This is a genomic window from Cytobacillus sp. FSL H8-0458 (assembly GCF_038002165.1).
Lineage (GTDB): Bacteria > Bacillota > Bacilli > Bacillales > Cytobacillaceae > Cytobacillus.
The window spans coordinates 1,528,269-1,554,294 of record NZ_JBBOBR010000001.1; the positions used below are offsets into that span (position 1 = coordinate 1,528,269).

General features: G+C 39.9%; 29 protein-coding genes and 1 pseudogene. 26 read left to right on the forward strand and 4 right to left on the reverse strand.

What is annotated here, in order from left to right:
- Positions 1 to 250: 250 nt before the first annotated feature.
- The 8 genes and pseudogenes from NYE23_RS07275 to NYE23_RS07310 form a co-directional block, all read left to right on the forward strand.
- Positions 251 to 733 (forward strand): DUF2975 domain-containing protein, encoded by a 483-nt coding sequence (locus tag NYE23_RS07275; protein WP_076258693.1) that lies wholly within the window; start codon positions 251 to 253, stop codon positions 731 to 733.
- A gap of 9 nt (positions 734 to 742) precedes the next feature.
- Positions 743 to 952 (forward strand): helix-turn-helix domain-containing protein, encoded by a 210-nt coding sequence (locus tag NYE23_RS07280; RefSeq protein ID WP_048008671.1) that lies wholly within the window; start codon positions 743 to 745, stop codon positions 950 to 952.
- A 114-nt stretch (positions 953 to 1,066) separates the two neighbouring features.
- A complete protein-coding gene (locus tag NYE23_RS07285) occupies positions 1,067 to 1,861 on the forward strand; it encodes a DUF817 domain-containing protein (protein ID WP_341080636.1) in 795 nt (264 codons plus the stop codon).
- Positions 1,862 to 2,167: 306 nt separating this feature from the next.
- A complete protein-coding gene (locus tag NYE23_RS07290) occupies positions 2,168 to 2,884 on the forward strand; it encodes an STAS domain-containing protein (RefSeq protein ID WP_341076649.1) in 717 nt (238 codons plus the stop codon).
- A 461-nt stretch (positions 2,885 to 3,345) separates the two neighbouring features.
- Complete coding sequence (locus NYE23_RS07295; RefSeq protein ID WP_076258702.1) at positions 3,346 to 3,612, forward strand: spore germination protein; 267 nt, start codon at positions 3,346 to 3,348, stop codon at positions 3,610 to 3,612.
- Positions 3,613 to 3,625: 13 nt separating this feature from the next.
- Positions 3,626 to 3,868, forward strand: coding sequence for a spore germination protein (locus NYE23_RS07300; protein ID WP_076258704.1), 243 nt, complete (start codon positions 3,626 to 3,628; stop codon positions 3,866 to 3,868).
- Positions 3,869 to 3,880: 12 nt separating this feature from the next.
- Complete coding sequence (locus tag NYE23_RS07305; protein WP_076258706.1) at positions 3,881 to 4,312, forward strand: Hsp20/alpha crystallin family protein; 432 nt, start codon at positions 3,881 to 3,883, stop codon at positions 4,310 to 4,312.
- A 141-nt stretch (positions 4,313 to 4,453) separates the two neighbouring features.
- Positions 4,454 to 4,555, forward strand: a pseudogene (locus NYE23_RS07310) (DUF817 family protein); the annotation flags it as partial.
- 64 nt (positions 4,556 to 4,619) lie between these two features.
- On the opposite strand, the gene NYE23_RS07315 reads toward NYE23_RS07310, so the two are convergent.
- Together NYE23_RS07315 and NYE23_RS07320 are read right to left on the reverse strand one after the other, a co-directional pair.
- Positions 4,620 to 5,396, reverse strand: a complete 777-nt coding sequence (locus NYE23_RS07315) for a YibE/F family protein (RefSeq protein ID WP_076258708.1) — start codon at positions 5,394 to 5,396, stop codon at positions 4,620 to 4,622.
- On the reverse strand, positions 5,393 to 6,511 hold the full coding sequence (locus NYE23_RS07320) for a YibE/F family protein (RefSeq protein WP_076258711.1): 1,119 nt from the start codon (positions 6,509 to 6,511) through the stop codon (positions 5,393 to 5,395). The genes NYE23_RS07315 and NYE23_RS07320 overlap by 4 nt, the downstream gene beginning before the upstream one ends.
- A gap of 479 nt (positions 6,512 to 6,990) precedes the next feature.
- Here NYE23_RS07320 and NYE23_RS07325 point away from each other — a divergent pair, with 479 nt between their 5' ends.
- From NYE23_RS07325 to NYE23_RS07360, 8 genes are all read left to right on the forward strand, one after another.
- Positions 6,991 to 7,629, forward strand: a complete 639-nt coding sequence (locus NYE23_RS07325) for a TetR/AcrR family transcriptional regulator (RefSeq protein ID WP_286148577.1) — start codon at positions 6,991 to 6,993, stop codon at positions 7,627 to 7,629.
- Between the two features lie 199 nt (positions 7,630 to 7,828).
- On the forward strand, positions 7,829 to 8,731 hold the full coding sequence (locus tag NYE23_RS07330) for an ABC transporter ATP-binding protein (protein ID WP_341076654.1): 903 nt from the start codon (positions 7,829 to 7,831) through the stop codon (positions 8,729 to 8,731).
- A complete protein-coding gene (locus NYE23_RS07335) occupies positions 8,731 to 10,332 on the forward strand; it encodes an ABC transporter permease (RefSeq protein WP_341076657.1) in 1,602 nt (533 codons plus the stop codon). The genes NYE23_RS07330 and NYE23_RS07335 overlap by 1 nt, the downstream gene beginning before the upstream one ends.
- 1,020 nt (positions 10,333 to 11,352) lie before the next feature.
- Complete coding sequence (nikA, locus tag NYE23_RS07340; RefSeq protein WP_341076660.1) at positions 11,353 to 12,918, forward strand: nickel ABC transporter substrate-binding protein; 1,566 nt, start codon at positions 11,353 to 11,355, stop codon at positions 12,916 to 12,918.
- Position 12,919: 1 nt separating this feature from the next.
- The gene (gene nikB, locus NYE23_RS07345; RefSeq protein ID WP_341076661.1) at positions 12,920 to 13,864 is read left to right on the forward strand and encodes a nickel ABC transporter permease; all 945 of its coding nucleotides are present in this window, start codon (positions 12,920 to 12,922) and stop codon (positions 13,862 to 13,864) included.
- Between the two features lie 2 nt (positions 13,865 to 13,866).
- Positions 13,867 to 14,718 carry a nickel transporter permease gene (nikC, locus tag NYE23_RS07350; RefSeq protein WP_341076662.1) on the forward strand — a complete coding sequence of 284 codons (852 nt, stop codon included), beginning with the start codon at positions 13,867 to 13,869 and terminating at the stop codon, positions 14,716 to 14,718.
- 16 nt (positions 14,719 to 14,734) lie between these two features.
- Positions 14,735 to 15,658: an ABC transporter ATP-binding protein gene (locus tag NYE23_RS07355; protein WP_341076664.1), complete on the forward strand. Its 924-nt coding sequence runs from the start codon at positions 14,735 to 14,737 to the stop codon at positions 15,656 to 15,658.
- 31 nt (positions 15,659 to 15,689) lie between these two features.
- Complete coding sequence (locus NYE23_RS07360) at positions 15,690 to 16,409, forward strand: ABC transporter ATP-binding protein (protein ID WP_341080641.1); 720 nt, start codon at positions 15,690 to 15,692, stop codon at positions 16,407 to 16,409.
- A gap of 240 nt (positions 16,410 to 16,649) precedes the next feature.
- Here NYE23_RS07360 and NYE23_RS07365 read toward each other — a convergent pair whose 3' ends face one another.
- Entirely contained in the window at positions 16,650 to 18,206 is a 1,557-nt protein-coding gene (locus NYE23_RS07365; RefSeq protein WP_341076665.1) for an amidase family protein, read from the reverse strand.
- A gap of 318 nt (positions 18,207 to 18,524) precedes the next feature.
- On the opposite strand from NYE23_RS07365, the gene NYE23_RS07370 reads away from it, so the two are divergent.
- From NYE23_RS07370 to rpmG, 10 genes are all read left to right on the forward strand, one after another.
- Positions 18,525 to 18,740 carry a helix-turn-helix transcriptional regulator gene (locus NYE23_RS07370; RefSeq protein ID WP_341076668.1) on the forward strand — a complete coding sequence of 72 codons (216 nt, stop codon included), beginning with the start codon at positions 18,525 to 18,527 and terminating at the stop codon, positions 18,738 to 18,740.
- Entirely contained in the window at positions 18,733 to 19,125 is a 393-nt protein-coding gene (locus tag NYE23_RS07375) for a hypothetical protein (RefSeq protein WP_341076670.1), read from the forward strand. Before NYE23_RS07370 ends, NYE23_RS07375 begins: the two co-directional genes overlap by 8 nt.
- 335 nt (positions 19,126 to 19,460) lie before the next feature.
- Positions 19,461 to 19,886 carry a MarR family winged helix-turn-helix transcriptional regulator gene (locus tag NYE23_RS07380; protein ID WP_341076671.1) on the forward strand — a complete coding sequence of 142 codons (426 nt, stop codon included), beginning with the start codon at positions 19,461 to 19,463 and terminating at the stop codon, positions 19,884 to 19,886.
- A complete protein-coding gene (locus tag NYE23_RS07385) occupies positions 19,870 to 20,214 on the forward strand; it encodes a DUF3147 family protein (RefSeq protein ID WP_341076673.1) in 345 nt (114 codons plus the stop codon). The genes NYE23_RS07380 and NYE23_RS07385 overlap by 17 nt, the downstream gene beginning before the upstream one ends.
- An 82-nt stretch (positions 20,215 to 20,296) precedes the next feature.
- Positions 20,297 to 20,701: a hypothetical protein gene (locus NYE23_RS07390; RefSeq protein WP_341076675.1), complete on the forward strand. Its 405-nt coding sequence runs from the start codon at positions 20,297 to 20,299 to the stop codon at positions 20,699 to 20,701.
- A gap of 741 nt (positions 20,702 to 21,442) precedes the next feature.
- Positions 21,443 to 21,712: a 30S ribosomal protein S14 gene (gene rpsN / locus NYE23_RS07395; protein ID WP_197206621.1), complete on the forward strand. Its 270-nt coding sequence runs from the start codon at positions 21,443 to 21,445 to the stop codon at positions 21,710 to 21,712.
- A gap of 20 nt (positions 21,713 to 21,732) precedes the next feature.
- The gene (locus NYE23_RS07400; protein WP_341076679.1) at positions 21,733 to 21,984 is read left to right on the forward strand and encodes a type B 50S ribosomal protein L31; all 252 of its coding nucleotides are present in this window, start codon (positions 21,733 to 21,735) and stop codon (positions 21,982 to 21,984) included.
- Between the two features lie 30 nt (positions 21,985 to 22,014).
- Positions 22,015 to 22,380 (forward strand): hypothetical protein, encoded by a 366-nt coding sequence (locus NYE23_RS07405; protein ID WP_341076681.1) that lies wholly within the window; start codon positions 22,015 to 22,017, stop codon positions 22,378 to 22,380.
- A gap of 55 nt (positions 22,381 to 22,435) precedes the next feature.
- The gene (locus tag NYE23_RS07410; protein ID WP_341076683.1) at positions 22,436 to 23,602 is read left to right on the forward strand and encodes an FAD/NAD(P)-binding protein; all 1,167 of its coding nucleotides are present in this window, start codon (positions 22,436 to 22,438) and stop codon (positions 23,600 to 23,602) included.
- A 23-nt stretch (positions 23,603 to 23,625) separates the two neighbouring features.
- On the forward strand, positions 23,626 to 23,775 hold the full coding sequence (gene rpmG, locus NYE23_RS07415; protein ID WP_048011555.1) for a 50S ribosomal protein L33: 150 nt from the start codon (positions 23,626 to 23,628) through the stop codon (positions 23,773 to 23,775).
- Between the two features lie 143 nt (positions 23,776 to 23,918).
- Here the strand turns inward: rpmG and NYE23_RS07420 are convergent, their stop codons facing one another.
- Positions 23,919 to 25,850 (reverse strand): sigma 54-interacting transcriptional regulator, encoded by a 1,932-nt coding sequence (locus NYE23_RS07420; RefSeq protein ID WP_341076688.1) that lies wholly within the window; start codon positions 25,848 to 25,850, stop codon positions 23,919 to 23,921.
- Positions 25,851 to 26,026 lie beyond the last annotated feature (176 nt).

Genomic DNA, 26,026 nt, shown 5'->3' on the forward strand with positions numbered 1-26,026 from the left:
CTATTATATAAGATTTTCTCCTGCTTCCAGTAGGAACGTTAAAACCTGGCTAAAAAGAGGCCGGGTTTTTTTATGGTATGCTGGCAAATCAGTGATTTAAGAAATAAAGCACTGTAAAAGAAAATCCCTTTATTTAAATGTTCCTTACTTCTGATTCAATAAAAAAATAACAAAAAACATTAAATATTTATTGAAAAACAATAAATAATAGATTAAAATCAAAATGAAAATAAGAAGTGAGGTGCTTTTTATGGAAAAGGTAACAACGTTGTTTTTAAAAATAGCCGTTATTCTATTAGGAGTCCCTATTTTAGTTTTGTGCATTGTTCTTGTGCCTGAACTGGGGAATGTTGCAGGTGAATTGCTGCCTGAGTTTGCGTTTATCAAATATCTGGTATACATCGTATTTTATGGCTCGACGATTCCCTTTTACTTTGCGTTATATCAGGCATTCAGGCTTTTGCGCTATATTGACAAGAATGAAGCTTTCTCTGATTTATCTGTCATAGCTTTGAAGAAGATAAAATATTGCGCCATCATCATCGCCGGTTTGCATGTGGTTGTACTGCCGGTCTTCTATCTTTTTGCAGAGATAGACGATGCCCCAGGTGTCATCTTCGTCGGAATGGTGGTTCCTTTTGCATCGATGGTTATCGCAGTGTTTGCGGCTGTTCTCCAAAAGCTGCTGCAAGAGGCAATCGAGATAAAATCAGAAAATGATTTAACGGTTTGAGGTGAGAACATGGCGATTATAATCAATGTTGATGTAATGCTGGCAAAAAGGAAAATGAGTGTAACAGAACTTTCAGAGAGGGTAGGAATCACCATGGCAAACCTTTCTATATTGAAAAATGGAAAAGCAAAAGCGATCCGGTTTTCCACTTTGGAGGCCATCTGCAAAGCCCTGGATTGTCAGCCGGGAGATATCCTGGAGTATCGCAGTGATGAATAAGGGGATGGGGGGACAGGTTCATCGTCCCGGTTGGGACAATAACCTTTCCCCTTTGTCCCAATGAAAGGGGGATTTCAAATGCAAATGACTATTCGAAAAATGGAAGTTCAGCCGTTGAGGTCACTGAAACAGTTGTTTCGTTTCGGCTGGGAGCAGGCTTTGTCCTGTGTGTTTCCTGTTGTCATTTTTGCTTCTTTGGCTTTGACCAACGTCATACCGATGCCTTTTCTGCCGCGGTATGACTGGCTGCTGATCATCTGTCTTCTGATGCAATGGGTGATGGTGCGATCTGGCTTAGAAACGAAGGATGAATTGAAGGTTATCACGATGTTCCACATAATTGGGCTTGCACTGGAACTGTTTAAGGTACATATGGGCTCATGGGCATATCCGGAGGAGGGGTATTCCAAAGTTTTTGGGGTTCCTTTGTACAGCGGCTTCATGTATGCCAGTGTAGCAAGTTATCTTTGCCAGGCGTGGAGGAGGCTGAAGGTTGATCTGATCAATTGGCCGCCATTCCTGACAGTAGTGCCTCTCGCCGCTGCCATTTATTTGAATTTTTTCACCCATCATTATTGGATCGATATCCGCTGGTGGCTGTCCGGTTTGGTGATCATTATGTTTTGGAAATCCTGGGTCCGTTATGAGGTCGGCGGAAAGGCTTACCGAATGCCTATTTCACTTTCCTTTGTGCTCATCGGGTTCTTTATATGGGTAGCTGAGAATATTGCCACATTCTTTGGAGCGTGGGAATATCCCAATCAGGCGGAGGCCTGGAGTCTTGTTCATCTGGGAAAAGTGAGCTCCTGGCTCTTATTGGTAATTGTCAGCTTTCTTATAGTTGCGACACTCAAGCAAGTGAAGGGGAAGAATTCGGCAGAACAAGCAATCGGTCTGAAACTGCAGTAGAGATATTCAGCTAGCATCTGATCTGAATCTGAAGTTTTACCATTTGGATAAAATCCTAAATCCAATTAAGGATTGATCGCTATTTCCTATTCGGCCTGAAAGGTTTTTAAAAGTAACAAAATGTTTTTTTTGTGCAGTCTAATATGATATATTAAGCTCACAGGCCATAACATATGGGAGGGGAATAATCTGATCAATCAAACAGAGGTTGATTATAAGAAGAAAATATCTGAAGACATACTCAGCAAAAAGCATGAATTAATCAGGCAAAAAATAGATTTAAAATCCAACCAGATTTCTGAATCAATGGCTTCCAGATTACTTCAATGGCGTGAAAATCTTGTCGGGATATATGCACAATCAATCGCAAGTGATATAGAGACAACTTATCAGGTTCTTAAAGAATGGGGAGATGAAGCTGTAGACACATTGGTGAATTATAATCTCCCAATAGATATAGCACTAAAGGAAGTCAGGGATTATCGAAACCTCATTGGCCATATTATCAGGGACGATGCATCCCAGCTGGAACTGACAATAGAACAGTTTTATGAAATAATTTCAGACTTTGATTCTGTGGTGGATCGAGCCGTTCATTGGCTGAGTATTTCATATTCAAAGAAATTCTACACACGTATTAATTTAGCAGAAGCTGCTGCATTAGAATTATCGATTCCAGTAATTAAAATTACTTCGAAAATTGGAATCCTGCCTTTGATAGGAGATATTGATACTCAAAGAGCCCAGGAATTAATGGAGAAAGCTCTTACAAAAAGCAATGAGTTCTCTTTGGAGCATATCATTATAGACTTATCAGGTGTTCCTGTTGTGGATACCATGGTGGCAGACCGAATCATAAGGGTTGTAGAATCTTTAACTCTTTTGGGTGTTAAAGCTACATTAACAGGAATCAGACCTGAAATTGCTCAAACATTGACTCACCTGGGAATCAATATTTCTCACATTGATGTGGCCACAAGTCTTCAAAAGGCTTTACAGAGCTTATTGAAGATTAAACTTTAAAAATAATAACCTTTTATATAGATCGCATTATAATAGGCTTGTCTTGGAAGATATATTAATATAAATACTGTTATTTACAGGGATTGCAGGAGCAGTCCTTTTTTTGATTGGACCATTTCAGGCAAATTCACTCCGAATATCCTCTGATTTTATCACTCCACCGATCTTTTTTATTATAACCTTTGGCTCTTCCTGGTTAGATAAATTATTAATCACTCTTCTGGTTCTTAACGAATATTAAGCTCTGACAGTTTTCATCTAGCTATGAAAGGGGAAAGCTGGCTTTCTCAATAGGTAGAAGCCTATTCCAATTCCCAGATTTAGAATAGACTGTTAGGGAAAAAGTCTAGGGAGGAGAAAAAATGCATACCCAATTGAATAAAGGAATTCAGTCAATTCCAGTTGAAGAATTTAGGGGGCCATTAGGATTCACCAGGATTAAGGACAGAAGGGTGTTTTAAATGTCTATTGTCATAAATCTGTATTATCTAAAGGTTAACAGTATCTCCGGTAATGGTTCCATTACAGTCGGTGAGGCCACCCATAATAGCCACTCTTCCAAAAATAAATTACAAGGGCTGAATTCCTCTTATGGAGATTTGTCTCCGACGGAAGGAATGATGGAGAATATCTATATTGATCCTGATGTGAATGATCAGACAGAAATCGGCACAAGCGATAATTCTTATGTGAATCAGCCAAGACCGCCTATGCCGCCAGTTTATTAAGAGGAGGTAAAGTATGCCTTATCAAATAAATATCCTAAATATAAAGGTAAATGGTGCTACACAAAATGGAAATATTGATATTGGACCTACGGTGCATAACAGTCATACCGCTAATAGCAAGTTTATTGGAGCAAATTTTTCTATGGGTGATTTTTCACCAACCACGGCAGTGTTAAATTCCGGAAACGTTGACCCTGATGTCAGCGACCAGGATCAAATAGCTAATCCATCTGCACCGATCACGAATCAAATATAAAGGAGTACAGGGATGGATATAGAAAAAATCAGAAAGTGGCTTGAGATTACGAATGAATATCAAAATAGTCATTTTTGGACTAGTGTCCTGCAGAACAAATATGTTAATGAGAGCCGGCATCGGGAGGAAGCTTTTCCGAAATGTGATATTTATCAGAATGAAAGCTATAACTTTGTTATTTTCGAAATTCCTGGTTTAGATCCATCCGAAATTTCCCTGAATTTAATTTCAAGCAAGCAGCTGAAAATCTCGGGACATGTAAAACGATTCTATCCCGATCAAATAGTAGTTAAAAGAGAAAGAACTTATGGGGATTTCCAAAGGACGATTGAACTTCCGGAACCAGCCGATCCTCAATACATGCGTACAGAGATTCAAAGTGGAGGCCTGCTTCAAATAGCGTATCCGCGCGAAGTGGAGAATATATATTTTCCACAAAGCTAAATCTATGACCAGAAAAATGATGACATCCTTACGGGTGTCATTTTTAATATATCATTTTTATAATTTTCCTTTTTTACCTTGGGATGTGTGCTCAGTAAGTAAAAACGAAGCTTTAACTTCATTAAATATGAAAATACAGCTGGGCTCAGGGTATATCCGAAGGAGGATTTTTCTAAAGTGTTTGGAGTTCCTTTGTATAGCGGCTTCAGCCATGCCAGTGTCGCAAGTTATCTATGTCAGGCTTGATGAAGGATGAAGGTTAAACCTATAAAAATAAGTAATTCATCCTTCTCATGCTGTGAGGAAGCTATTCAGCGGTATCAGCCGAATTTCCTCTTTTCACCAAATACAGTGCGGTAATCCAGGAAGTAATGGGAATCACCATTGTTACCCCAATTCCTGCACAGAAGATTGTAATCATCTCCCCGCTGAAAATCTTTGAATTGATAATTTCACCCGGTGAATAGGATAGGTCTTTAAACCATATCAGGAGTGCTAAATATCCGCCGAAGAAGGCGAAAAATAATGTGTTGGTGCTTGTTCCGAGAATATCCTTGCCGATGCTGATGCCGGCTTGAAATAATTCCTTTCTGCTAATGTCCGGGTGATGATAATGAATTTCCCTCATTGGGGAAGATATGGCCATAGCAGCATCCGTAATGGCGCCAATTGTACTCATGATGATGACAGACGCAGCCACTTTAACAAAATCAACCCCAATATAAAGGGAAAATATGCTCAACTCTTCTATTTCCTCTTCACCAAATCCCTGAATCATGGCTTTTTCTGCAATGATGACAATGAACACAATGAGAACGATCGTAGTCATGATTGAAGCCAGAAAGGCGGTTATCGTCTTAATGTTCACTTCATTTATAAAAAATAGATTGACGCAGCCAATAAAGGCACAGGCAATTAATGTAACGGCTATCGGATTGATGTTTGGATCGTTCATAAAGAAAAGCACGAAAATGATCACTCCAAAGTTGAGGAAGATCGCAAAAAATGATCTGGCTCCTTTTTTGCCGCCTATAAGGGTCATCAGAATAAATAATATGGCTGCCAGCACTAGTATTGCATTCATTTTCGTGCCCTCTTTCTATTAATGAAATATATGGCAGTATACAAGCCAATCGGAATGGTGATTACGATTCCAATTCCTCCGGCAAGTGCCCGGGCTAATTCCAGTGAAAGGTTCATGGATAGGCTGAACCCAAGCGGTGAGTCATTTTTTATATACAAAATAAGCATCGGAAGGGAACCGCTGATATAGGCGAAAAATAAAATATTCGTCATGGTGCCCATAATGTCTTTGCCCACTTCCATTCCAGAGCGTTTAAGAGCCTGCAAGGGAATGCTGTTATTCTTTTCATATAAGCTGAATAGGGAAGATGACATGGTAATGGCTACATCCATAACCGCTCCTAACGAGCCGATAAATAATCCGGCTAAGAACACCATCTGATAGGGCCTGGTTATAAACTGGAGCTCTTCGTATCTTAGCCCCTTCCCGCCAGTAAACCATATGACCAAATAAGTGATCAACAACGACAAGAATGTAGCCGCAAGCGTTGCAATAATCGCAGCATACGTCTTTTCATTAAAGCCGTTTACAAGTAAAAGGGAGGTAACGGTAAATAAGATGACTGCTGCGCTGCATATCAGCAGCAGGCTTATTTCCGGATTCTTCAGATAAACATCCAATGCATAGGAAAGCAGCACAGCATTTACTGTCAGGCTGATGATGGAAAAGAAACCTTGCTTTTTACCGACAAAGAGCAGTATCAGGATAAAAATCCATCCTGTTAATAGTATGTAATGATCCCGCTTCAGATCAAGGATATCTCCGCTTAATTCTGCAGTACCTTCTTTTTTCTCCTTTATGGACACAAATAGTTTTTGGCTGCTTTGAATTTCATAATCATACGCTTTGGACTTTGAATACTGATTTGTTATGAGAATATACTGTCCTTTTGCCTTTCCATTTGTTATTTCTGCTATAATCCGCTGTTCATATACACGGTCTTCATTATCGTAAATATCCGTAACTTCTTCAGAGTGAACAAGTTTGACTTCCTTTACTTCAGCTATTGTGCGTTCATAGAAAGAATCATTGTTTTGGACAAACAGTATGGAGGCAGCTATGCATATTGCCAATATGATATAAAAATAGACCTTATTAATAGGGGTGTTTTTCAAAATAAACCTCCATAAGTGTAAAAATAGAAGACCTGTGCAACGGAATAAGGATATCAGTAACTTTTTCGGATAGTCAAGTTTCTCTCTGTTCTGGAGGAGAGACTTGTTACTCAAAAAAAAATCATCCAAAAGGATGAAAGAGCTGATTCGTGTCATTATTTCTTTTGTACATTCAACATTTCATTTTGCTGTTTCTCTTTTTTCTGATTTTCAGCATCCTTTTTGAAAGCCTCCATTGCTTTATAGAAAAGCAAAGTCAATTTGATCACCCCCTTATTAGCATGTATCCCCTCTATTTTCAAATAAAACTAAGAATAACAAATTGATAAATTTTGTCAAAAAAATTGACGGAAAAATATTGACCAATGTGGTCAATTTTGTTATTTTTAAAATGACCACATTGGTCATTATTGTGAAAGGAGTGCAATATAATTAATACTACTTTTTACAGCTTAAAACCCGATAAACAGAAACGGATTATCAATGCGGCCATGAAGGAATTTGTAAAGAGCGGCTTTGAAAAGGCATCTACAAATGAAATGGTAAAGGATGCACAAATAAGTAAAGGCTCATTGTTTAACTATTTCAGCAATAAAAAGGATTTGTACTTATTTTTAATTCAGAATGCACTAAACATCATTGAACAAATCTATGTTGAAATAGACATGAATGAAAGGGACATTTTTGAAAGGATCAGCCAGATAGGGTTTATTAAATTAAACATTCAAAAGAAGTATCCCCTTGTATTTAATTTCTTGAAATCCCTGCTTGAAGAAGATGCGCAGGATGTAAAATCTGAAAAAAATCAGCTCCTGGCAAACATTCAAAAAGATGGCTTCAAAAGAATCTACGAAAACATCGACTGGTCAAAGCTTCGGGAGGATATAGAACCTGAAAAGGCAATGAATATCCTGAATTGGACCATGACTGGTTTTGCGGAACTGCAAATCGCCAAAATTAAGTCATTTGAGGATATCGGTACCGAGGTGTTTAACGAATGGGACAGCTATAAAGAAATTTTAAAGAGCTGTTTTTATCGCAGTCTAACGGGCAGTAAGACCCCACTTCAAGACTCAGAGGAATCAAAGGATGATAAGTGGGGGTCAAACTGCCCGTAAAGGCCCGATTGGTGAGATACAGTGAAACTTGCCGACGCGCAGGCAGAGGCTTAGTTGAACCAATCGGGTTCGTAGTGTCGATTGATCGAAGCGCTAGCGGAGATCTTAGCGACACTAGAACGCGACTAACAATCAGTGGGGGATAAAGAAAACCCCCACTGATTGAAGTTTCACTTTATAAAAATGGGGGGGAATGAGCATGAGACTTTTAAAAGTAACCAATCTTACAAAAAAATTCGGCAAGTTTACGGCATTGGATGGGGTAAATCTTGAGTTAAACGCAGGTGAGGTACTGGGGTTCATTGGCCCAAATGGAGCAGGCAAGTCAACCACTATTCGGGTATTATTGGGGATTTTAAAGGCAACGGATGGGGAAGTAAAGCTTTTTAACAAGGATGCCTGGCAGGATGCAGTCGACATTCATAAAAGGGTTGCCTATGTGCCTGGTGACGTGAATTTATGGCCGAACTTAACAGGGGGTGAGGTCATTGATTTATTCATAAAATTAAATGGTGCTGCAAATAAGACAAAACGTGAGGAGTTAATAGAGAAGTTTGATTTGGATCCATCCAAGAAGTGCCGTACCTACTCTAAAGGAAACAGGCAAAAGGTGGCTCTGGTTGCAGCCTTTTCCTCTGATGCTGACCTGTTGATTCTGGATGAGCCGACATCAGGACTCGATCCCTTGATGGAAAAGGTTTTTCAGGAATGTGTATTAGATGTTAAAAGACAAGGGAAGAGCGTTCTCCTGTCCAGTCATATCTTATCAGAGGTAGAAAAGCTGTGCGACCGGGTAAGCATTATCCGTCAAGGCAAGATTATTGAGTCGGGAACTTTAAGTGAACTTCGCCATTTAACCCGGACTCAAATGCTCGTGGACACGAAGCTGCCGATTACAGGTTTGAATGAAATGAAAGGCATTCATGACATTGAAGAAAGTGAACATGGGATGACATTTCAAGTGGATACGATGCAAATAGATGAAGTTATCAGGCATATTAGCCAATTTGGCATCAGCAGGCTGGAAAGTGCCCCGCCAACCCTAGAGGATTTATTTATGCGCCATTATGAAGGGGAAAAGGATATAGGAGGTGTCCGCTGATGGCAGGCAATCATTTGGCAAAAACTGCTTTCCTTTCAAAATTTATTTTCCGGCTGGACCGTTTGCGGATCCCAATGTGGGTGCTGGCACTTACCTTTTTTACGATAATCGTTCCAACAGCCTTTCAGGGATTATACAATTCCCAGCAGGAAAGGGATGCTATGGCACAAACGATGGCCAACCCGGCGATGACTGCCATGACTGGTCCCGCGGATTTAAGCAACTATACAATTGGTGTCATGACAGCCCATCAAATGCTTTTAATGACAGCAGCTGTGACTGGTTTAATGAGCATCCTGCTTGTAACGCGGCATACCAGGGCTGATGAAGAGGATGGACGCCTGGAATTGCTCCGATCGCTGCCTGTAGGGCGTCTATCCTATTTAAATGCATCACTGCTTACAGTATCGGCAGCTTGCATCGGATTGGCTTTGATTAATGGATTCGGCCTTTATGCCCTTGGAATTGAAAGCATGGATCTGGAAGGGTCATTGCTTTATGGTGCTGCATTAGGGGCGGCGGGTCTATTTTTCGCAGGTGTAACAGCCGTATTTGCTCAGGCTTCAGATAGTTCACGGGGGACAATTGGGTATTCGATAGCCATCCTTCTTATTTCTTATCTTTTTAGAGCAATCACAGACATCAGCAATGAATCATTATCCTGGCTTTCGCCGCTCGCTTGGGTAACCAAAGCAGAAGTCTATGATTCTAATAATTGGTGGCCAATTGTATTGATGATTGCTGCAGCCATAGTTCTATTTGCCTTTGCGAATTATTTGAATGCTATTCGGGATCTGGATCGCGGATTTCTTCCATCCAGGCCCGGAAAACAATATGCATCCCGCTTTTTGCAGAGTCCGATCGGCCATGCGTTAAGATTGCAGCGGACCGGAATCATTTCTTGGGCAATCGGGATGTTTGTGCTCGGGGCTTCCTACGGTTCAGTATTAGGGGATCTGGAATCATTTTTCTCCGATAATGAAGCCATGAAGCAGCTCCTTAAGCCAACAGAAGGAGTAACATTGGTGGAACAATTCATTCCCATGCTGATGATTGTTATTTCACTTATGGCAACGATTCCTCCAGTGATGGCCATGAATAAACTTCGAGGTGAAGAGAAGAAAGAACGAATTGTTCATCTTTTGAGCAGAGCGGTTTCCCGGACCAAACTGCTAGGCAGCTATTTCGTTATTTCTGTCATTAATGGATTTCTCATGATCTCACTGGCAGCACTCGGACTATGGTCTGCCGGGACTTCTGTGGTTGAAGGCGGGTTATCCTTTGGAATGATTTTTGGGGCAGCACTGTCCTATTATCCAGCCATGCTGGTCATGATCAGCCTTGCCGTCTTTCTGATTGGATTCCTGCCGAAATTCTCTGGTTTCATTTGGCTTTATGTTTTATATTCATTTATTGCGCTCTATTTAGGAGGTTTATTCCAATTCTCTGAATGGATCGGCAGCATTTCTCCTTTTGGCCATGTTCCGCAGACACCGATTGAGGAATTTTCAATTGTCCCGCTGCTGTTATTATGTGTGGCTGCCGCTGTGCTGACGCTAGCCGGGTTTATAGGATTTAATAAGCGGGATATTGAGCAGTAAGTTAGTGGAGGTATTATGCTATTGTATTGCAGCTCATAAATTAGAAACTTTAATACAATCGTGATCTATCACCTCTGCATCTGAAGTCAGTTAATAAGATGGATTATTGTTATATATAAAATATAGGAGCTATCCCAATCTTTTTATATGGAATAGCTCCTTATTGTTGAGATGTTATTTTTGTTCCTTCAATAAACAAGATATCTATTCGTGATCGAGCTTGCTTGATCAAAAGCCTCCTAGAAAACACTTTTTAGTGAACATTTCAAGCAAATACATCCTCCTAAAATTTCATATAATGGATTGCTGTTAACCTAAGGATTCATACACTCTCTTCACTTAATTCGTTTAAAACTATTCTGCAGGAATGAGGTTTTTCCGCTACCTAGAATCCGCTAATTATAACTCCAGGAATCTTTAATTGTATTCTCTCGTTCTTGTTTTAAATCGTAATGATTACAGCTTATTTTTGAAATTAAACTATATGTATAGGAGTTTCAAAGATATTACTTACATTTTGAAGATTATTTTATTGCTTGAAAAATGTTCGGCGCAAAGAGGGATATTTACCACATTATTAAAGCAGTAATAGCTGCACTCACAAAAACTTTCATTAATGCTCATGTCTATTGACAAGGGGATTGCATAACTAAAATATTTGTGATTTAATAGTTTTATTCTTATTTAAATCGTAATTATTACGTTTTAACAAAAAGGAGTGAATTTATTGGAATAAAAAAAATAGCGAAAGAACAGGCAGCTTGAGAAGAAACTAATTATTGTAACAGGGTCAAGTTAAAGAAAGTTCCAGAGAAATTATTTAGTTAAATACATATATTTCTACACTAACGATCGTTGAATATTTCTGCTTTTTAAATCGTAATGAATCCTATTTAACAACAATCCTACATTGGCCATGAATGGAGTGTTACATGGCCTGCATTCAGAGCATTAACATTGCTTCCATCTTGGTAAACGCAATAAAAATTCAATAATTAAAAGATAAAAGGATGAAAAACAATGAAAAAAATCATGTGTTCACGATGTCTTCTTTTAATAATTACCGGGTTAGTCCTTCTATTAACTACTGCCTGCTCTTCAAAAGAAAGCAATACAGCTGCAAAGGAAGAAAAGAATGAGCAGGAAAAAAAGGTAACGATGATCTTTAGTTTTAAATCGGCTAATTTAGATCCGCATACTGGCTTTACACCAATTCGCACGGGGATAACCGAAACGCTGTTAAAGCTTGATGAAAATTCTACTATAGAAGGCTGGCTTGCTGAATCGTGGGAAACCGCGGACAATGTTACATGGAATTTTACTTTGCGAGACGATGTGACGTTTCAGGACGGTGCAAAGTTTGATGCGGCAGCTGCTAAGGCTTCCCTTGAGAGAAGCATTGCAGCAAATGAATCATTAGGAGGCTCCTTAAAAATCAAAGAAATGCAAGCCGATGGGCAGGAGCTTACTATTACAACTACTGAGCCATACCCGGCACTGCCGTCTGAATTAGTCAATCCATATACATCAATTGTTAATGTGGCAGCAGAAAAAGAGATAGGAGAAGAGGGGTTTCGAAATGCTCCAGTCGGGACAGGGCCTTTTAAGGTGAAAAGTTTTACTCCCAACCAGGAAGTACAGGTTGAGAAAAACACGAATTATTGGGCTGGAGAACCGAAAATTGATTCAGCCATTATTAAGTTTAATGAAGACGCAAATGTAAGAGCTATGGCACTTCAATCAAAAGAAGCAGATATTGTGTACAATCTTCCGGCTGAAGGGTTAGGGGCAATTGAAAAGGATAAAGAATTGATTGTTAATTCTGTACCAGGTCTTCGCGCACACTTCTTCCTGTATAATCAGCAAAGCTCAAACGTATCTGATATAAAAGTTAGAGAAGCAATAAATTTGCTAATTGACCGTAAGAGTATGGCAGACGATATTATGCTTGGTCATGCTGTTGCAGCTAATGGTCCTTTTAATAGCAATCTGCCATTTGGAATTAGTGACGAAGTGGAAGAGCTTGACGTTGATAAGGCAAAAACACTCCTTAATGAGGCAGGATACGTAGAAAATAGCAGCGGTAAAATGGAAAAGGACGGAAAGCCGTTAAAACTGGAGTTAATTACATACAAAGCTCGGCCGGAACTGCCGTTGATTGCTCAACTGTTTCAATCCGATGCAGCAAAAGCGGGTGTGCAGGTTGAAATAAAAAATGTTGAGAACGCTGATACACACTTAGTTGAAAATAAGGATTGGGATTTAGCTACCTATAGCAATAACACCTCTCCGCGTGGAGATGGAAGCTATTTCCTTAATACTGCTTTTACGGAAACAGGAGCACTAAACGTTGGTAAAATAAATATTCCTGAGTTGAATGAGTTAATCAACACATTGAATACAACAAGTGACATGGAAAAAAGAACAGAACTAACAAAAGAAGCAGCACATGTGATCAATAAAGAAAGGGCACATAGCTATGCGGTTTATCCTAATATTCTTGTGGGAGTTCATTCACGTATACAAGACTGGGAGCCTGCAGCTGAGGAGTATTATATTTTAACACATACAATGGATGTGAAATAAATTGTTAGCGGTCGTTAAAAAGCGCCTTGTGCAATTAGTAATTGTTGTGTTTTTATTGTCTATTTTCACGTTTGGTTTAATGAAACTTGCCCCGGGTGATCCTGTTTTGACGATTTTAAATGCAGACGAAATGATGGTAACTGAAGCTGATCAGGCTAAGCTCCGGGAAGAGCTTGGCTTTAATCAGCCTTTCTACGTTCAGTATGGCAAGTGGATGCTGGGTGTTGTTCAACTGGATTTAGGAAAATCCTATATGACTGGAAAGCCTGTCTGGGATGAAATGATGCAGCGTCTGCCGATCACCCTTCAGCTTGCAGCGGGCGGTCTTCTTGTGATGATAGGTATTTCTGTTCCTCTCGGCCTGATTTCAGCCCGGTTTCCGGGAAAATGGCCTGACCAAATAAGCAGAATACTAGCCCTGGTCGGGGCTTCGATCCCAAGCTTCTGGCTTGCGCTAATGCTTATATACCTTTTTGCTTTTAAACTGCAAATCTTGCCTTCTTCTGGAGTGGGAAGTTTTTCACAAAGTATCTTGCCATCCTTTGCTCTGGGATTTTCTCTGGCTTCTGTTTATGCCAGATTACTGAGAGCAGGCCTGCTGGCAAGCTACTCTGAGGATTATATCAGAGCAGCAAGAGCAAGAGGTGTGAGAGAATGGAGAATTTTATGGTTTCATGCGTTTCGGGCAGCTCTTTTACCGGTCATTACGGTGTTTGGGTTAAGCCTGGGGAGCCTCCTGGGTGGAGCAGTTGTGGTTGAAATATTGTTCTCATGGCCGGGTCTTGGCAGTATGGCCGTTGATGCCATATTCAGCCGTGATTACCCGGTGATACAAGGGTATATTTTATTAACAGGTGTGTTTGTCGTAACTGTTAATTTACTCGTGGATTTGTCCTATTATCTAATTGATCCGCGGATTAAAGAAGGAAGAGGGGAGGCGGCTTGAAAATGGAACGGGCAATACAAAAGCTAAGCTTTTCTTTCAGTAGAAACACCAGGTTCAAGCCATTTACACTGCTTGGATTACTCCTGCTTTCCTTTATCGTACTTCTTACAATTATTGGTCCTTTCCTGGTTCCTAATGCCCCATTAACAGCAAATATGGCTGAGCGATTAGCAGCTCCAAGCTTAACCTATCCTCTGGGGACGGATCATATGGGAAGGTGCATATTTTCCCGGCTTGTTGTTGGCTCTCAGGTAACGCTTGGAATTACAGCGGTTGTGATAGCAACAGTTATTGTTATTGGCATACCGCTCGGATTAATTTCAGGCTACATAGGAGGGCGATTTGATTCGTTTGTTATGCGTCTCGCAGATGGATTAACTGCTCTTCCAGAGTTTATATTAGCGATTGCAATTGCAGGATTTTTAGGGCCAAGCTTAACCATTTTAATGTTAGCTGTTGTACTCGTAAAGTGGATTAACTATACGAGAGTTGTCCGGGGAATTATCTTGTCAGAACGGGAAAAAGAGTATGTATTGGCAGCAAAGGTCGGCGGCAGTCCAACCTGGAAGATTCTCTTTAGACACCTGCTTCCGCAGATCCTTTCACCGGTCCTTGTGCTCGCATCCCTTGATGTGGGCAAAGTCATCTTAATTATATCTTCCCTGTCTTATCTTGGTCTTGGAGCACAGCCGCCTAATCCAGAGTGGGGAGCAATGTTAAATGACGGAAGACCGTATTTTCAGACTCTGCCCCAATTAATGATCTACCCAGGCCTGGCCATCTTTCTTGTAGTACTGTCATGCAATTTAATTGGTGAAGGGCTAAGAGATACTTTGGATAGGAAGGGACTTTGATTATAGGAGGTATAAAATGTCTACAGTAACGGACATTCCTGCAAGGACCGGCGACGTCAAGGACATAAAAAGTAAAAAGAAAGCTGCCCCTGTCCTTGAAGTGAAGAAATTATCAATTTCACTAGGGAGTGCTTTCCAGCAGGAGAGCAAACAGTTAGTTAAAAACGTGAGCTTTGCGATTCACCAGGGGGAAATGCTCGGGCTTGCGGGGGAAAGCGGAAGTGGTAAAAGTGTGACTGCTGCGGCAATTTTAGGATTGCTTCCACAATCACTAAACGTTTCAGAAGGTCAAATACTGTTTCAGGGGAAAGAGTTAATTAATGCTACTAAGAAAGAGATGAGAAGATTGCGGGGAAAGGAGATTTCTTTTCTTTTCCAAAACTACCAAGGCAGCTTTACTCCTTTTAGCAGAGTAGGAAAACAATTGATTGAAACACTTCAAAGTCATCAGCACTTTGACAAGATTCAGGCCAGACAAACCGCCTTACACTGGTTAGAGCGAGTAGAGCTTCCTTCTGAAAGAGTTTTTGAAAGTTACCCGCACCAGCTCAGCGGCGGTCAGCTTCAGCGGGCTTCTCTGGCAGCAGCTCTTATGTTTAAGCCTTCCTTAATTATTGCGGATGAACCAACAACTGCACTGGATGTTTTAACAGGAGAGAATATTCTGGACTTGCTTGCAGAGCTGCAAAGAGAAGTGAATTGTGGTGTATTGCTGATTACACATGATATAAAGCATGTAATAAAAAGAACAAATCGTATGGCTGTCATGTTTCGCGGCCAGCTTGTAGAAGAGGGACCAACAGACTTTGTCAGGGAGCATCCAGTGCATCCCTACACAAAGTTGCTTATTTGGGCAAGGCCGCGATTAACTAAAGATGCCGAAGATCTGGAACCAAGATTGACGGCCCAGACGGGAGGGGATTATTATCCTTTTAGTTGACGATGTTTCTAAGTTCTATGGAAAAAATAAGATAGTAAATGATGTTTCTTTTGAAGTAAATAAAGGTGAGTGCCTGGGCCTCATCGGGGAAAGCGGCAGTGGGAAAAGCACCATTACAAAATGTATCCTTGGCCTTGAAAGGATTGATTCAGGGACAATTACCTTTAATGGAATAAACCTCCAAAATTTGAATAGAAAAGAGCTGAGAGAAGCAAGACGAAATATTCAAGTTGTTTTTCAGGATCCAACTGCCTCTCTAAACCCAAAACTGCCTGTCTGGAAGTCTGTTATTGAGCCGCTTGAAAATTATCCTGAAGTATCACCTCCTTTTTTAAAAGAAGTGAGGGGGGATAAAAAGAAAATGGGCAGCATTCTTTTTGAGAAAGTTGGTTTACATGGAGACCTGTTAGAAAGATATCCACATCAGTTAAGCGGAGGGCAGAGACAAAGGGTGGCAATTGCCCGGGGGATTAGCCTTCAGCCTAATTTGCTCATATGCGATGAGCCTACATCCAGCTTAGATGTATCTGTACAGGCACAAATATTACAATTGCTAAAAAGTTTAAAAGAAGAGTTTCAAATGTCTTTCTTGTTCATTTCTCACGATATGGCAGTTGTAAAGTATATGTGTGAAAGGGTGGCGGTGCTGCAAAAAGGCGACCTTGTTGATGTGTTTCACTCCCATGAATTTTTTACAGAAGACAGACATCCCTATACAAAAATGCTTATAGATGCAGCTGTTGAGAGCTAAGAGGTGTGCAATTTAATCATGGAACATATCTAAAGCTTGCTCTTCCTGTTCAGCAGGAAATATAAAAGGACGATTTCCACAAAAATGGTGATCGTCCTTTTTAACTAAAGGGTGCTCTTCTTAAATAAGGAAAAGCGTCATTCTTCCTGAAAAGAGATTCAAGGATAAGAAATTTCTTGATATCTTTATTAAGCTTTACACTTTGCTATTGTAACGGGTGCTAATGGTTTAAGAAGGTTCTTATTTTAGTTCGGGCGCTTTTCGATGGTTAGTTCCTTCTTGATAAGCGTAGGCTAGTTTAATCAATGTTGGCTCGTCAAATTCTTTTCCCAGCAGCTCGAGCCCTATTGGAAGGCCGTTGTCACTGAAGCCAGCAGGGACCGAGATTGCCGGGAATCCTGAATAAGGACTTAAGCGATTAGCATTCCCTGCACCTTGGCTATTGCCCACCTGTGCCGGTAAAGCACTCGAAGTTGGATAGAGCAGTGCATCAAGGTCATGTTCATTAAACGTTGCCATTAAGCTTTCCCTTGCCATTTTAGGACGATTGGTAACAATGTCTTGGTATTCCTCATCATTTTCCAAGGATTCTCTTTCATTTCGGGATTTTAATCCACTTTCCAAGCTTGGATGGAATTTCCCGCTATCTATAATATCTGATAATGTTCTTACTGGTGCATCCGGCCCAAGGCCAGCCAAATAATCATTTAACTGAAATTTAAATTCGTATCCGCTTAAGCTTGGATAAGAAAGAATTGGACGAAGGCTGGGAACTGTTACCTCGAACACTTCTGCTCCAAGCGCCTCCATGTCCGCAATCACTTGATCCATCACTTTATTGACTTCAGGGTCATTCCCAAACAGGTCGCGAATAACGCCTATCCGAGCTTTTTTTAATCCATTTTTCTTAAGATAATGAGTATAGGTTTTTGGTACTTTTCCGATACTGGCTTCAGTAATTGGATCTGCCGGGTCATAGCCAGCAATTGCATCGAGCACGACAGCCACATCTTCAACGGTACGTCCCATCGGTCCGCCAACATCCTGTGAGAGTGCAAGTGGAATGATTCCATCGCGGCTGGCAAGTCCCATAGTAGGGCGAAGTCCAACCAGGTTATTAAAGGATGAAGGTATTCGGATGGATCCGCCAGTGTCTGTCCCTAATCCTACAGCGGCAAAGTTGGAAGCTACCGCTGCTGCCGTACCACCGCTTGAACCACCTGGGTATCTTGTTAAGTCATATGGATTATAGGTTTGTCCACCAAGAGAACTAATTGTTTGAAAACCGAAAGCAAATTCATGCAGGTTCGCTTTCCCTAAGATGATTGCACCTTGATCTCTTAATCTTTTTGTTTGATAGGCATCCTTTAGAGGGATGGAACCTTCAAGTGACAGGGATCCTGCAGTAGTTTGCATATCGTATGTATCATAGTTGTCTTTTAATATAACCGGAATTCCATGCAAGGGACCGCGAACTTTGCCCGCTTTGCGCTCTGTATCTAGTTGTTTCGCTTCTTCTAAAATATTTTCGTCAACTGTAATTATGGAGTTAATGCTGTCATCGTACTCCTCAATTTTATTGAGATAGAACTGAACCAATTCCTCAGAGGTTAACCCCCCCTTCTGCATCGCATGCTGTAATTCAAATATCGTCGCTTCTTCAATCTCAACAGATAAAACTCTTTCAGCGACGGGGCTCGCTGAATTAGAAACAGCACCTGCTGGAGCTGCATACATACCCAATGCCATTACTAGAGCAGTGAAGAAAACTATAAATTTGTTATGCCACTTTTCCATTTGAAACTCCTTTCGTTTTTCGGAATAATTAGAATATACCAATCTATATTTATACTGTATATAAGAGGAAGGTCATGGAATATTAGGTTATATAGGAAGTTTTGACCAATCAGAAGGATTCGTTTTATTCCATTTGAACACGCTGTATAAATTCAAGTGCCTGGAACCGCCTTAAGTTAAGGTTCTTAATAATACTAGAGGAAAATATAGACGTTCAAGGCAAAGGATGTGTCAAACATATTTGACACATCCTTTGCCTTGTTTTAATATATAAGTGTAAAAGGTTTTTTACACCTTGTGAATCTGGAGGCATATGAAATGGAGAATCGAATCAAGGAGTATAGAGAGAAAAACAGTCTTTCACAAGGGAAATTAGCCGAATTATGTAATGTAAGCAGGCAAACGATTAACGCTATTGAGAATAACAAATATGACCCAAGTTTACAGTTAGCATTTGATATAGCAAGAAATTTAGGAGTGATAATGGAGGATTTATTTATACAATCAGAAAAGGGAGGAAAAAAGAATGGATAAATCAAGAAAAATCATTGCTTTTTTAGCCTTTATTGTATTTGGTATATTAGTTGGATTCGCGTTATACAAATATTTGCGGTTTGGAATTATTGATGGAGGAGCAGTATTCTTTAGTTTTATTGCCTTATCCTATTTTTTTAATTGGCTTAATTGGGGTAATCACGAAGGTGGTGGCGATAAAGACGAATTAGACAAGCATATTGAAACCCAAAGTGCTAAGATAGGATATTTTGTATTAATAATATTAGCAGGTTTAATTCTATTCATATCTGAGGGTGTAGTTAATTTGAATGATATTGAAAATTATCCTCTACTAATTGTGGTTGGTCTCACTTTCGTTACACTTCCGATTACAGAATTCATATATTCAAAGAAGTTTAAATAATACATGTCCGTGAACTGACACATTCTTTACTTGTTATGGAACCATTTTGATTCAAGTATGGGCTACTTGACGCAAGATGGTTCTGCTGCTTATATGGAAGATATGTGGAAATAAAAATCACACTTTCATAAGATTATGAAGTACTTTTTTGACAACGAATGTCGAAGTCCAGCCTGGCTAAAATAAATATATGCTTACGCTCAAAACTAGCTGCTGAATCAGGCAGCTTTTTTCTATTCAAGTAACAAGGCAGTTAGTAAAAGAACAGTTGCTATATATTAACTTGTATCGTATTATAAGATATATTCTTAAATAACGATATAAGGAGAGATTTAATGGTTAAAGAAATTGCACTTTTAAATCATCTTTGGACGGACATTTACTACCAATTACGTTATAACCACCAAGAAAGAATTCCTCATCAAAGCATACGAATTCTACAAGTTATACAAAAAGAGGAAGAAGTAGGAATTAAAGAGATTGCCGAATCTATTAAGGTGTCTCACAATACAGCTTCAGAGCATATTAAACGCTTAGTTGAAAAAAAATATGTATTTAAAACCCGCAGCATAGAAGATGAGCGAAAGGTCATTTTAAGGCTTACCGATTTGGGAAGTGATGTATTGCACCGTCATTCCAGTCTCGATGAAGAAAAGCTGCAACAAGTCTTATTCAAACAAATGAGTGCTGAAGAAAGGGAAAGAATTTTAGAGGCATTTACGTTATTAAAGGAGAGAGCAAAAGATGTTCGCAATAGTTAAAATCCTTATTTCAGCCATTATCATTGGCATTATTACAGAATTCTCCCGAAGATATCCTCAACAAGGTGGAGTCATTGCCGCTTTACCCATTGTCAGCCTTCTAAGTATTTTATGGCTATATACTCAGGGTGAACAAATGGACAAAATAAGTAAGTTTGCTATTGGTGTAGTGTGGGGGCTTCCTGGAACGGTAGTGATGTTGCTAATCATAGGAATAGCATTAAAGCATTCCATTCATATATTTGCTTCATTAGGTCTGGGAATCGCAGCGTGGCTAGTCTTATTTTTTGCTCAAGACCTTATAGTGAAGCATATAGGCAGTTTATAAAGTACGGATCGGCAGCTCTTGTTATTCGACTAAAGGGGCAGAATAGGTTAAAAGCAATAACAAGGAGTGAGTAGAAATAAGTTTGGCTTCTTATATTGGCTGTAATGTAGAAATACAGAATAATGATGAAGAAGATATAGAGGAGTTTTTTTATATTGGCAGTTGTTTTGCAGGTGAGTATGAACTGCTAAATATAAAGAAACATCAACTTACTACCCCTTTTGTCTATGAAGTATCTAGTCATTGGGGCATTAGTATTTCAAAATTTACGACTCCAGAAGTCTGTTCCGAATCGAAAGAGAAGGTAATGGAACTATGTAATATTATGAACAGTTACCTTGAAAAAGGAGATTTTTTTGAACTGTACAGTTGTTGGGTTGGAGAAGAAGCTGAAAAGCGAGAGGGTGAGATCATCCTACAAATCAATAATTTTGATATTAACCAAATTGAAATTCCAGAAAAAACCTTAGTTAGATTCGAAAAATGAACTAAAATTATTATACTACGGGAGAGCATTCCTGTAATAAGTTTGTGAATAAATGTACTTATAAATAGTGTGCGTTAGCTTAAATCGATGGAGTTGAGTGGATGAAACCAAAATTTTGCCCGAATTGCGGGAAGGAATTTAACGATGTTGGGGGATTGAATGTTCTGATTGTGAATGGTCTGGAGTAATTTTATCCGATACATAATAATTAATCTTCACCAATGTGAGCTTTAGTTAAATGAATCTTGAACACCGATTAATAGAGTCTTTACAAGAGAAAGGGAAAGAGTTTGTGCCTGGACCTGAGCTGAAAATCAAAGTAATGGCGAAACAAATCCTAGTAAAGGTCCGGTAAAGGTGGAAACCTGCCCCCAAATCTTCAAACAAAATTTCTGAAGGCTCAGGATTTTATTAGATATGTAGATGAGAAGCAAGCACAGTAAATCCGGGTTGCCACTTTGGCAGCCTTTCTGTTGTGCTAACGGGGCGGCATTCCTGTAATAAAAGAATACATACTCAGAATGGGACCCGAAAAACTCCCGAAAACATGTTCACCTACTATATATTCAATATGTCTTATTCCTATGCGGATACTCCAAAAGTGAACGGCTTAGGATTTTAATGCTAATCTTTTTTTTCTCCAGACACGGATGTTGCGTAAATAAATTATTTATGATTTAATAACGTTATTGAAAAATAAATCGTAATTATTACGGTTTACATAATAAAGGAGTGAATGCATTGGCAAAAAAATCAAAAGTGGCCAAGGAGATTAAACGGCAGGAGCTTGTCTTAAAATATGCTGAATTACGAAGGGAACTCAAGGAGAAGGGTGACTATGATGCGTTAAGGAAGCTTCCAAGAGACTCATCACCGACACGCCTGAAAAATCGCTGCCAGGTGACCGGAAGACCTCGGGGATATCTCCGCAAATTTAAAATGTCCCGGATCGCATTCAGGGAATTTGCTCATAAAGGACAGGTTCCGGGAGTTAAAAAATCAAGCTGGTAATGAAATTGGAGGTAATGAGAATGAAGGGAAGTATTCATCCGGATTATCATAAAGTGGTATTCATGGATAGTAACAGCGGCTTTAAATTTTTGACAGGATCAACAAAAACAGCAAATGAAACAATACAGTGGGAAGATGGAAACACCTACCCATTGATCAAGGTGGAAGTAAGCTCAGATACACACCCGTTTTACACCGGAGTTCAGAAATTTACTGATCGCGGCGGGCGTACAGAACGATTTATGAAGAGATACAATATGAAAGAAAAGTAAGATAGCCACGAGTCAAGTGAGGTGAAAGAGATGAATTCACATTTGATGGAAATTATTTCAAGAGAGGTCGTAAAATCACTTCCTCCAAAGCAAAAGGAGATTTATGAATTTGTCGTTGGGCTTGAAGATGAATTGGCTCAGGAGGCTTCGACATCTGAAGAATTTATGGCTCTTCTCGTGAAGCATTCACCTCATAGGCAGGCCGCAAACCATTTTAACCTTTCATTTGGCAAGCTAATGATGACCATGCACGAAATTGAGGACATGATAACCAGTCAGCTTGAGGAGAAATTAAGAAATGTAACATGGGTCGAATTAACTGACAGTGTCCAAACAAAGAAGAAGAGGAATAAAGTCAAATACTATTATTTCTCACTAAACGAAAGTCAATTGTAAAAAATTTTACTCAGTAAATCGTAATGATTTCGTATTAATACAGCAGGAGGCTAATATGGTCTATGATTGGATCGTAGTAGGAGGCGGCATTCAAGGGACTGCCATTGCAGCCTTCTTAGTTAAGAATAATAAGGTATCACCAGGTAAGCTGCGCATTATAGACCCGCATAAAATGCCATTATTTCAGTGGACTAAAAATACAGAAAAGATTGGCATGAAATTTCTTCGCTCTCCATTTGTCCATCATCTCGATGTCGATCCGTTTAGCTTAAGAAATTTTGCAGCGAATCACCAATGGAAAAAAAGTGAGTTCTATGGGATGTATAAAAGGCCTTCGCTTGAGATCTTTAATGAGCATAGTCAATCACTTTTCCAGGATCTCGGGCTGGGGGAGAGCTGGCATCAGGGATATGTAACCGGCATCGACAGGGAAAACGATGATTGGAATATAAGCGTGGACGAAGGAGATCGTCTAAAATCCAAAAATGTCGTTCTGGCGTTAGGCATAAACGATCAGCTATATTTCCCCGAATGGGCAGATTCTATTATGCATGAGCAGAATCAGCTGTTTCACATTTTTGATGAAGCTGCCGATTTTTCTGCATTGCAGCTTCCGATTTCCGTTGTTGGAGGAGGCATTACAGCCGCGCATACTGCCATTAAGCTTTCAGCACTTTATCCTGGTCAAGTCACTTTAATAAAAAGACATCCGTTTAGAGTGTGTGATTTTGACAGTGATCCGGGCTGGCTGGGACCCAAGTATCAAAAAAACTATCAGCGAATTCAGGATTACTCAGAGCGAAGGGAGGTCATCAAGAAGGCAAGAAACCGGGGATCACTGCCGTCTGAATTATTTCATAAACTTCGGAAGCTCGAAAATGACAAAAAGCTGAAGATTACAGATGGGGAAATCACCTCCGTAAAGGAGAGCGAAAACAAAGAGCTGATCCTTTCAGTGGACACGCAGGAAGTCAAAGCGCATTCAATTGTTTTGGCGACCGGGTTCAGAACATCCAGACCTGGCGGAAGCTGGCTGGAGAGTGCCATTAAAAAGTTTGCTCTGCCGTGTGCGAAGTGCGGATACCCGATCGTCAGCCAATCACTGGAATGGTGTCCGCACTTATATGTCATGGGTCCGTTAGCAGAACTGGAGATTGGGCCAATTGCCCGAAATATCTCCGGTGCGCGCCAGGCGGCAGAAAGAATCGTCAGAAGTGTTTAAAAAAATTACAGGAGGCGTTTAAAATGAGAGTTAACATCACACTTGCTTGTACAGAAACCGGGGACAGAAATTATATTACCACCAAAAACAAACGGAACAACCCTGATAGGATTGAATTAATGAAGTATTCACCACGTTTAAAAAAACGTACTTTGCACCGTGAGACTAAGTAAAAAATATGATCATTCATCAGCAGAGCTGGTGCGGAAGTAAGGCTGGTTCGGAGTAAAATGACTAAGCTGCCATACTTATTTAAAGAGATTGAGCACAATCATACCGGATTGTGCTCAATCTTTTTTATATATCCTATTTATCTTTAAACCATAGTTTCCAGTCCCTTCTCTGTAATATGTGTACCGGATCTCCCCTGGCGGATCATGACATAGCCCAGCTGCTCTAACTCCTTGAGTCTGAGTCTTACCTGCTGTTCAGTGAGGGGCGAATTTGTGTTCCGGGTTAGAGATGACAGTTTTTTTCTGCTTGCTGGCATTCCGCTTTTATTTAGTTCGGCAATGTATTTCAGTAAAAAATGATGCTCGTCTTTTAAGTTTGAGAGGGTCCCCGGAATCAAAGGAGCATTTGCCGGAGATAGGTCTGCAGGTAAATCTGAAGCTGTCAGCTCATTATGCTCCGATACCGCCAGCATGTACTGAACAACATTCTTCAATTCTCTAATATTTCCCTTCCATTCCATCTTTGACAATAGCTCTAAAGTTTCCTCTGTTATGTCAGCACCAGGTTTGTGGCTCTGTCTTATGAAGGATTTTATTAAAATTGGAATATCTTTTCGTCTCTGCCTTAAAGAAGGAAGGGACAAGGACAGAACTTTTAAACGATGGTATAGATCTTCACGGAATTTTCCTTCATCGATCATAGTCTTTAAGTTCCGGTTCGTCGCCGCAATGATTCTGACATTAATAGGAATAATCTTATTTCCTCCTATTCTGCGGATTTCCCATTCTTCGAGAACTCGCAATAGTCTGGCCTGCAGTTTCATGCTGATATCCCCAATCTCATCCAAAAATAAAGTCCCTTGGTCAGCCTGCTCAAACAGTCCTTTTTTTCCGCCTTTTCGTGCCCCGGTGAACGCCCCATCCTCATATCCGAATAATTCACTTTCAAGCAATTCTTCAGGAAGAGCGTTGCAGTTAATCCCTAAAAAAGGTGCATTTCTCCTGCATGATTCCGAATGGATGGCTCCGGCGAACAGTTCTTTTCCCGTGCCGCTTTCCCCCTGAATCAAGATAGGAAGGTCGGATAATGAAAGTTTCCTGGCAATCCGAATGGTTTCCTGAAGGATAGGGCTCTCACCCAAAATGCTCTGGAAAGTATATTTGGAAACAAACCCTTTTTTTTGAAGCTCCAGTTTAACCCTTCTTTCCATTTCGATCGTTTCATCCATATTTTTGAATGTGGCAACAATCGTGTTATCATTCTTCATTGGAAAGCGGTGCACCAGCAAGTTTGTTTGTCTAACCGTAAAAGCTTCCTGATCGCCTGATTCATCATTTAATAAAAATTCCAGAAGTTCGCTGTTTCTGAATACCTGGCCGATTTTCTTTTTAAACGCATATTCAGGTGATATTCCTATCATTTTCTCAAGCTCTTTGTTGAAGACTGAAATCGAACCGGATCTGTCAAATGCCAAAATCCCATCATTTACTCCATCCACGACCCTTTTTAAATATTGATTGAGTTTAACTGCTTCCTGTTTCAAAGATGATAGTTTCTTGCTCAGTTCTATTATTTTTCCGGTGTATTTATCGGTGATATTTATTCTGAGAGCTTCCGGCAGTTCAAAATAATCTATAATAGTCATAATCGTGTGGATATCAATAAGCCGTACACCGAGATTAAGTTTCTTTGAGATAGAAGAAGGGATTAGATCCATTTCTCCTGGAGTAACGGCAATCTCAATTGAATCTGGAACTTCTCCGCCTGGTGAATAGGGAATATATCGGAGATGGCTGATTCCGAGTCTGTTCAGGGTTTCAATAGAGTCTATGGTGCTCTGTGGAAAGTCATTTACAAAAAGGACATTTGTGTCATTTGGTATTTCAAAAAGGTAATCGATATATTGATAATTTACGGTTCTGTGAGCAGTGATCACTTCACAGGAAGGAGCAATAACATGCTTTACTTCATCATGAATCAGGTAAGAAGAATACACGATTAAGGCATCTTCTATGAGTGGAGGCAAGTATTCTTCTGAAGCAAAGCTTTTTATTCGGATGTACTGTCCAAGCATCCCTTTTAGCTGTTCTGTGAGAGCTTTGCATGTCTCCTTTGTTCCGGCAAGCAGAACTAATTCATTTTTATAGTAAACTCCTTTAATGGTTGATTAATGGTTATTATTATACCAATTAAAACACCCGTTAATAAACCAGTTTCTATTCTTTTATCCATTTATTCAGAATCTTCAAC

What these genes read in the sequence shown, in the direction of transcription:
- nikA (WP_341076660.1), top strand. Translation starts at nt 11,353, where the DNA reads ATGAAAAAAATCATGTGTTCACGATGTCTTCTTTTAATAATTACCGGG.
- NYE23_RS07275 (WP_076258693.1), top strand. Translation starts at nt 251, where the DNA reads ATGGAAAAGGTAACAACGTTGTTTTTAAAAATAGCCGTTATTCTATTA.
- NYE23_RS07305 (WP_076258706.1), top strand. Translation starts at nt 3,881, where the DNA reads ATGGATATAGAAAAAATCAGAAAGTGGCTTGAGATTACGAATGAATAT.
- NYE23_RS07410 (WP_341076683.1), top strand. Translation starts at nt 22,436, where the DNA reads ATGGTCTATGATTGGATCGTAGTAGGAGGCGGCATTCAAGGGACTGCC.
- nikC (WP_341076662.1), top strand. Translation starts at nt 13,867, where the DNA reads ATGGAACGGGCAATACAAAAGCTAAGCTTTTCTTTCAGTAGAAACACC.
- NYE23_RS07375 (WP_341076670.1), top strand. Translation starts at nt 18,733, where the DNA reads ATGGATAAATCAAGAAAAATCATTGCTTTTTTAGCCTTTATTGTATTT.
- NYE23_RS07405 (WP_341076681.1), top strand. Translation starts at nt 22,015, where the DNA reads ATGAATTCACATTTGATGGAAATTATTTCAAGAGAGGTCGTAAAATCA.
- NYE23_RS07300 (WP_076258704.1), top strand. Translation starts at nt 3,626, where the DNA reads ATGCCTTATCAAATAAATATCCTAAATATAAAGGTAAATGGTGCTACA.
- NYE23_RS07385 (WP_341076673.1), top strand. Translation starts at nt 19,870, where the DNA reads ATGTTCGCAATAGTTAAAATCCTTATTTCAGCCATTATCATTGGCATT.
- NYE23_RS07280 (WP_048008671.1), top strand. Translation starts at nt 743, where the DNA reads ATGGCGATTATAATCAATGTTGATGTAATGCTGGCAAAAAGGAAAATG.
- NYE23_RS07355 (WP_341076664.1), top strand. Translation starts at nt 14,735, where the DNA reads ATGTCTACAGTAACGGACATTCCTGCAAGGACCGGCGACGTCAAGGAC.
- NYE23_RS07315 (WP_076258708.1), bottom strand. Translation starts at nt 5,396, where the DNA reads ATGAATGCAATACTAGTGCTGGCAGCCATATTATTTATTCTGATGACC.
- rpmG (WP_048011555.1), top strand. Translation starts at nt 23,626, where the DNA reads ATGAGAGTTAACATCACACTTGCTTGTACAGAAACCGGGGACAGAAAT.
- NYE23_RS07335 (WP_341076657.1), top strand. Translation starts at nt 8,731, where the DNA reads ATGGCAGGCAATCATTTGGCAAAAACTGCTTTCCTTTCAAAATTTATT.
- NYE23_RS07370 (WP_341076668.1), top strand. Translation starts at nt 18,525, where the DNA reads ATGGAGAATCGAATCAAGGAGTATAGAGAGAAAAACAGTCTTTCACAA.
- NYE23_RS07295 (WP_076258702.1), top strand. Translation starts at nt 3,346, where the DNA reads ATGTCTATTGTCATAAATCTGTATTATCTAAAGGTTAACAGTATCTCC.
- NYE23_RS07330 (WP_341076654.1), top strand. Translation starts at nt 7,829, where the DNA reads ATGAGACTTTTAAAAGTAACCAATCTTACAAAAAAATTCGGCAAGTTT.
- NYE23_RS07380 (WP_341076671.1), top strand. Translation starts at nt 19,461, where the DNA reads ATGGTTAAAGAAATTGCACTTTTAAATCATCTTTGGACGGACATTTAC.
- NYE23_RS07365 (WP_341076665.1), bottom strand. Translation starts at nt 18,206, where the DNA reads ATGGAAAAGTGGCATAACAAATTTATAGTTTTCTTCACTGCTCTAGTA.
- NYE23_RS07290 (WP_341076649.1), top strand. Translation starts at nt 2,168, where the DNA reads ATGGCTTCCAGATTACTTCAATGGCGTGAAAATCTTGTCGGGATATAT.
- NYE23_RS07420 (WP_341076688.1), bottom strand. Translation starts at nt 25,850, where the DNA reads ATGCTTGGACAGTACATCCGAATAAAAAGCTTTGCTTCAGAAGAATAC.
- NYE23_RS07400 (WP_341076679.1), top strand. Translation starts at nt 21,733, where the DNA reads ATGAAGGGAAGTATTCATCCGGATTATCATAAAGTGGTATTCATGGAT.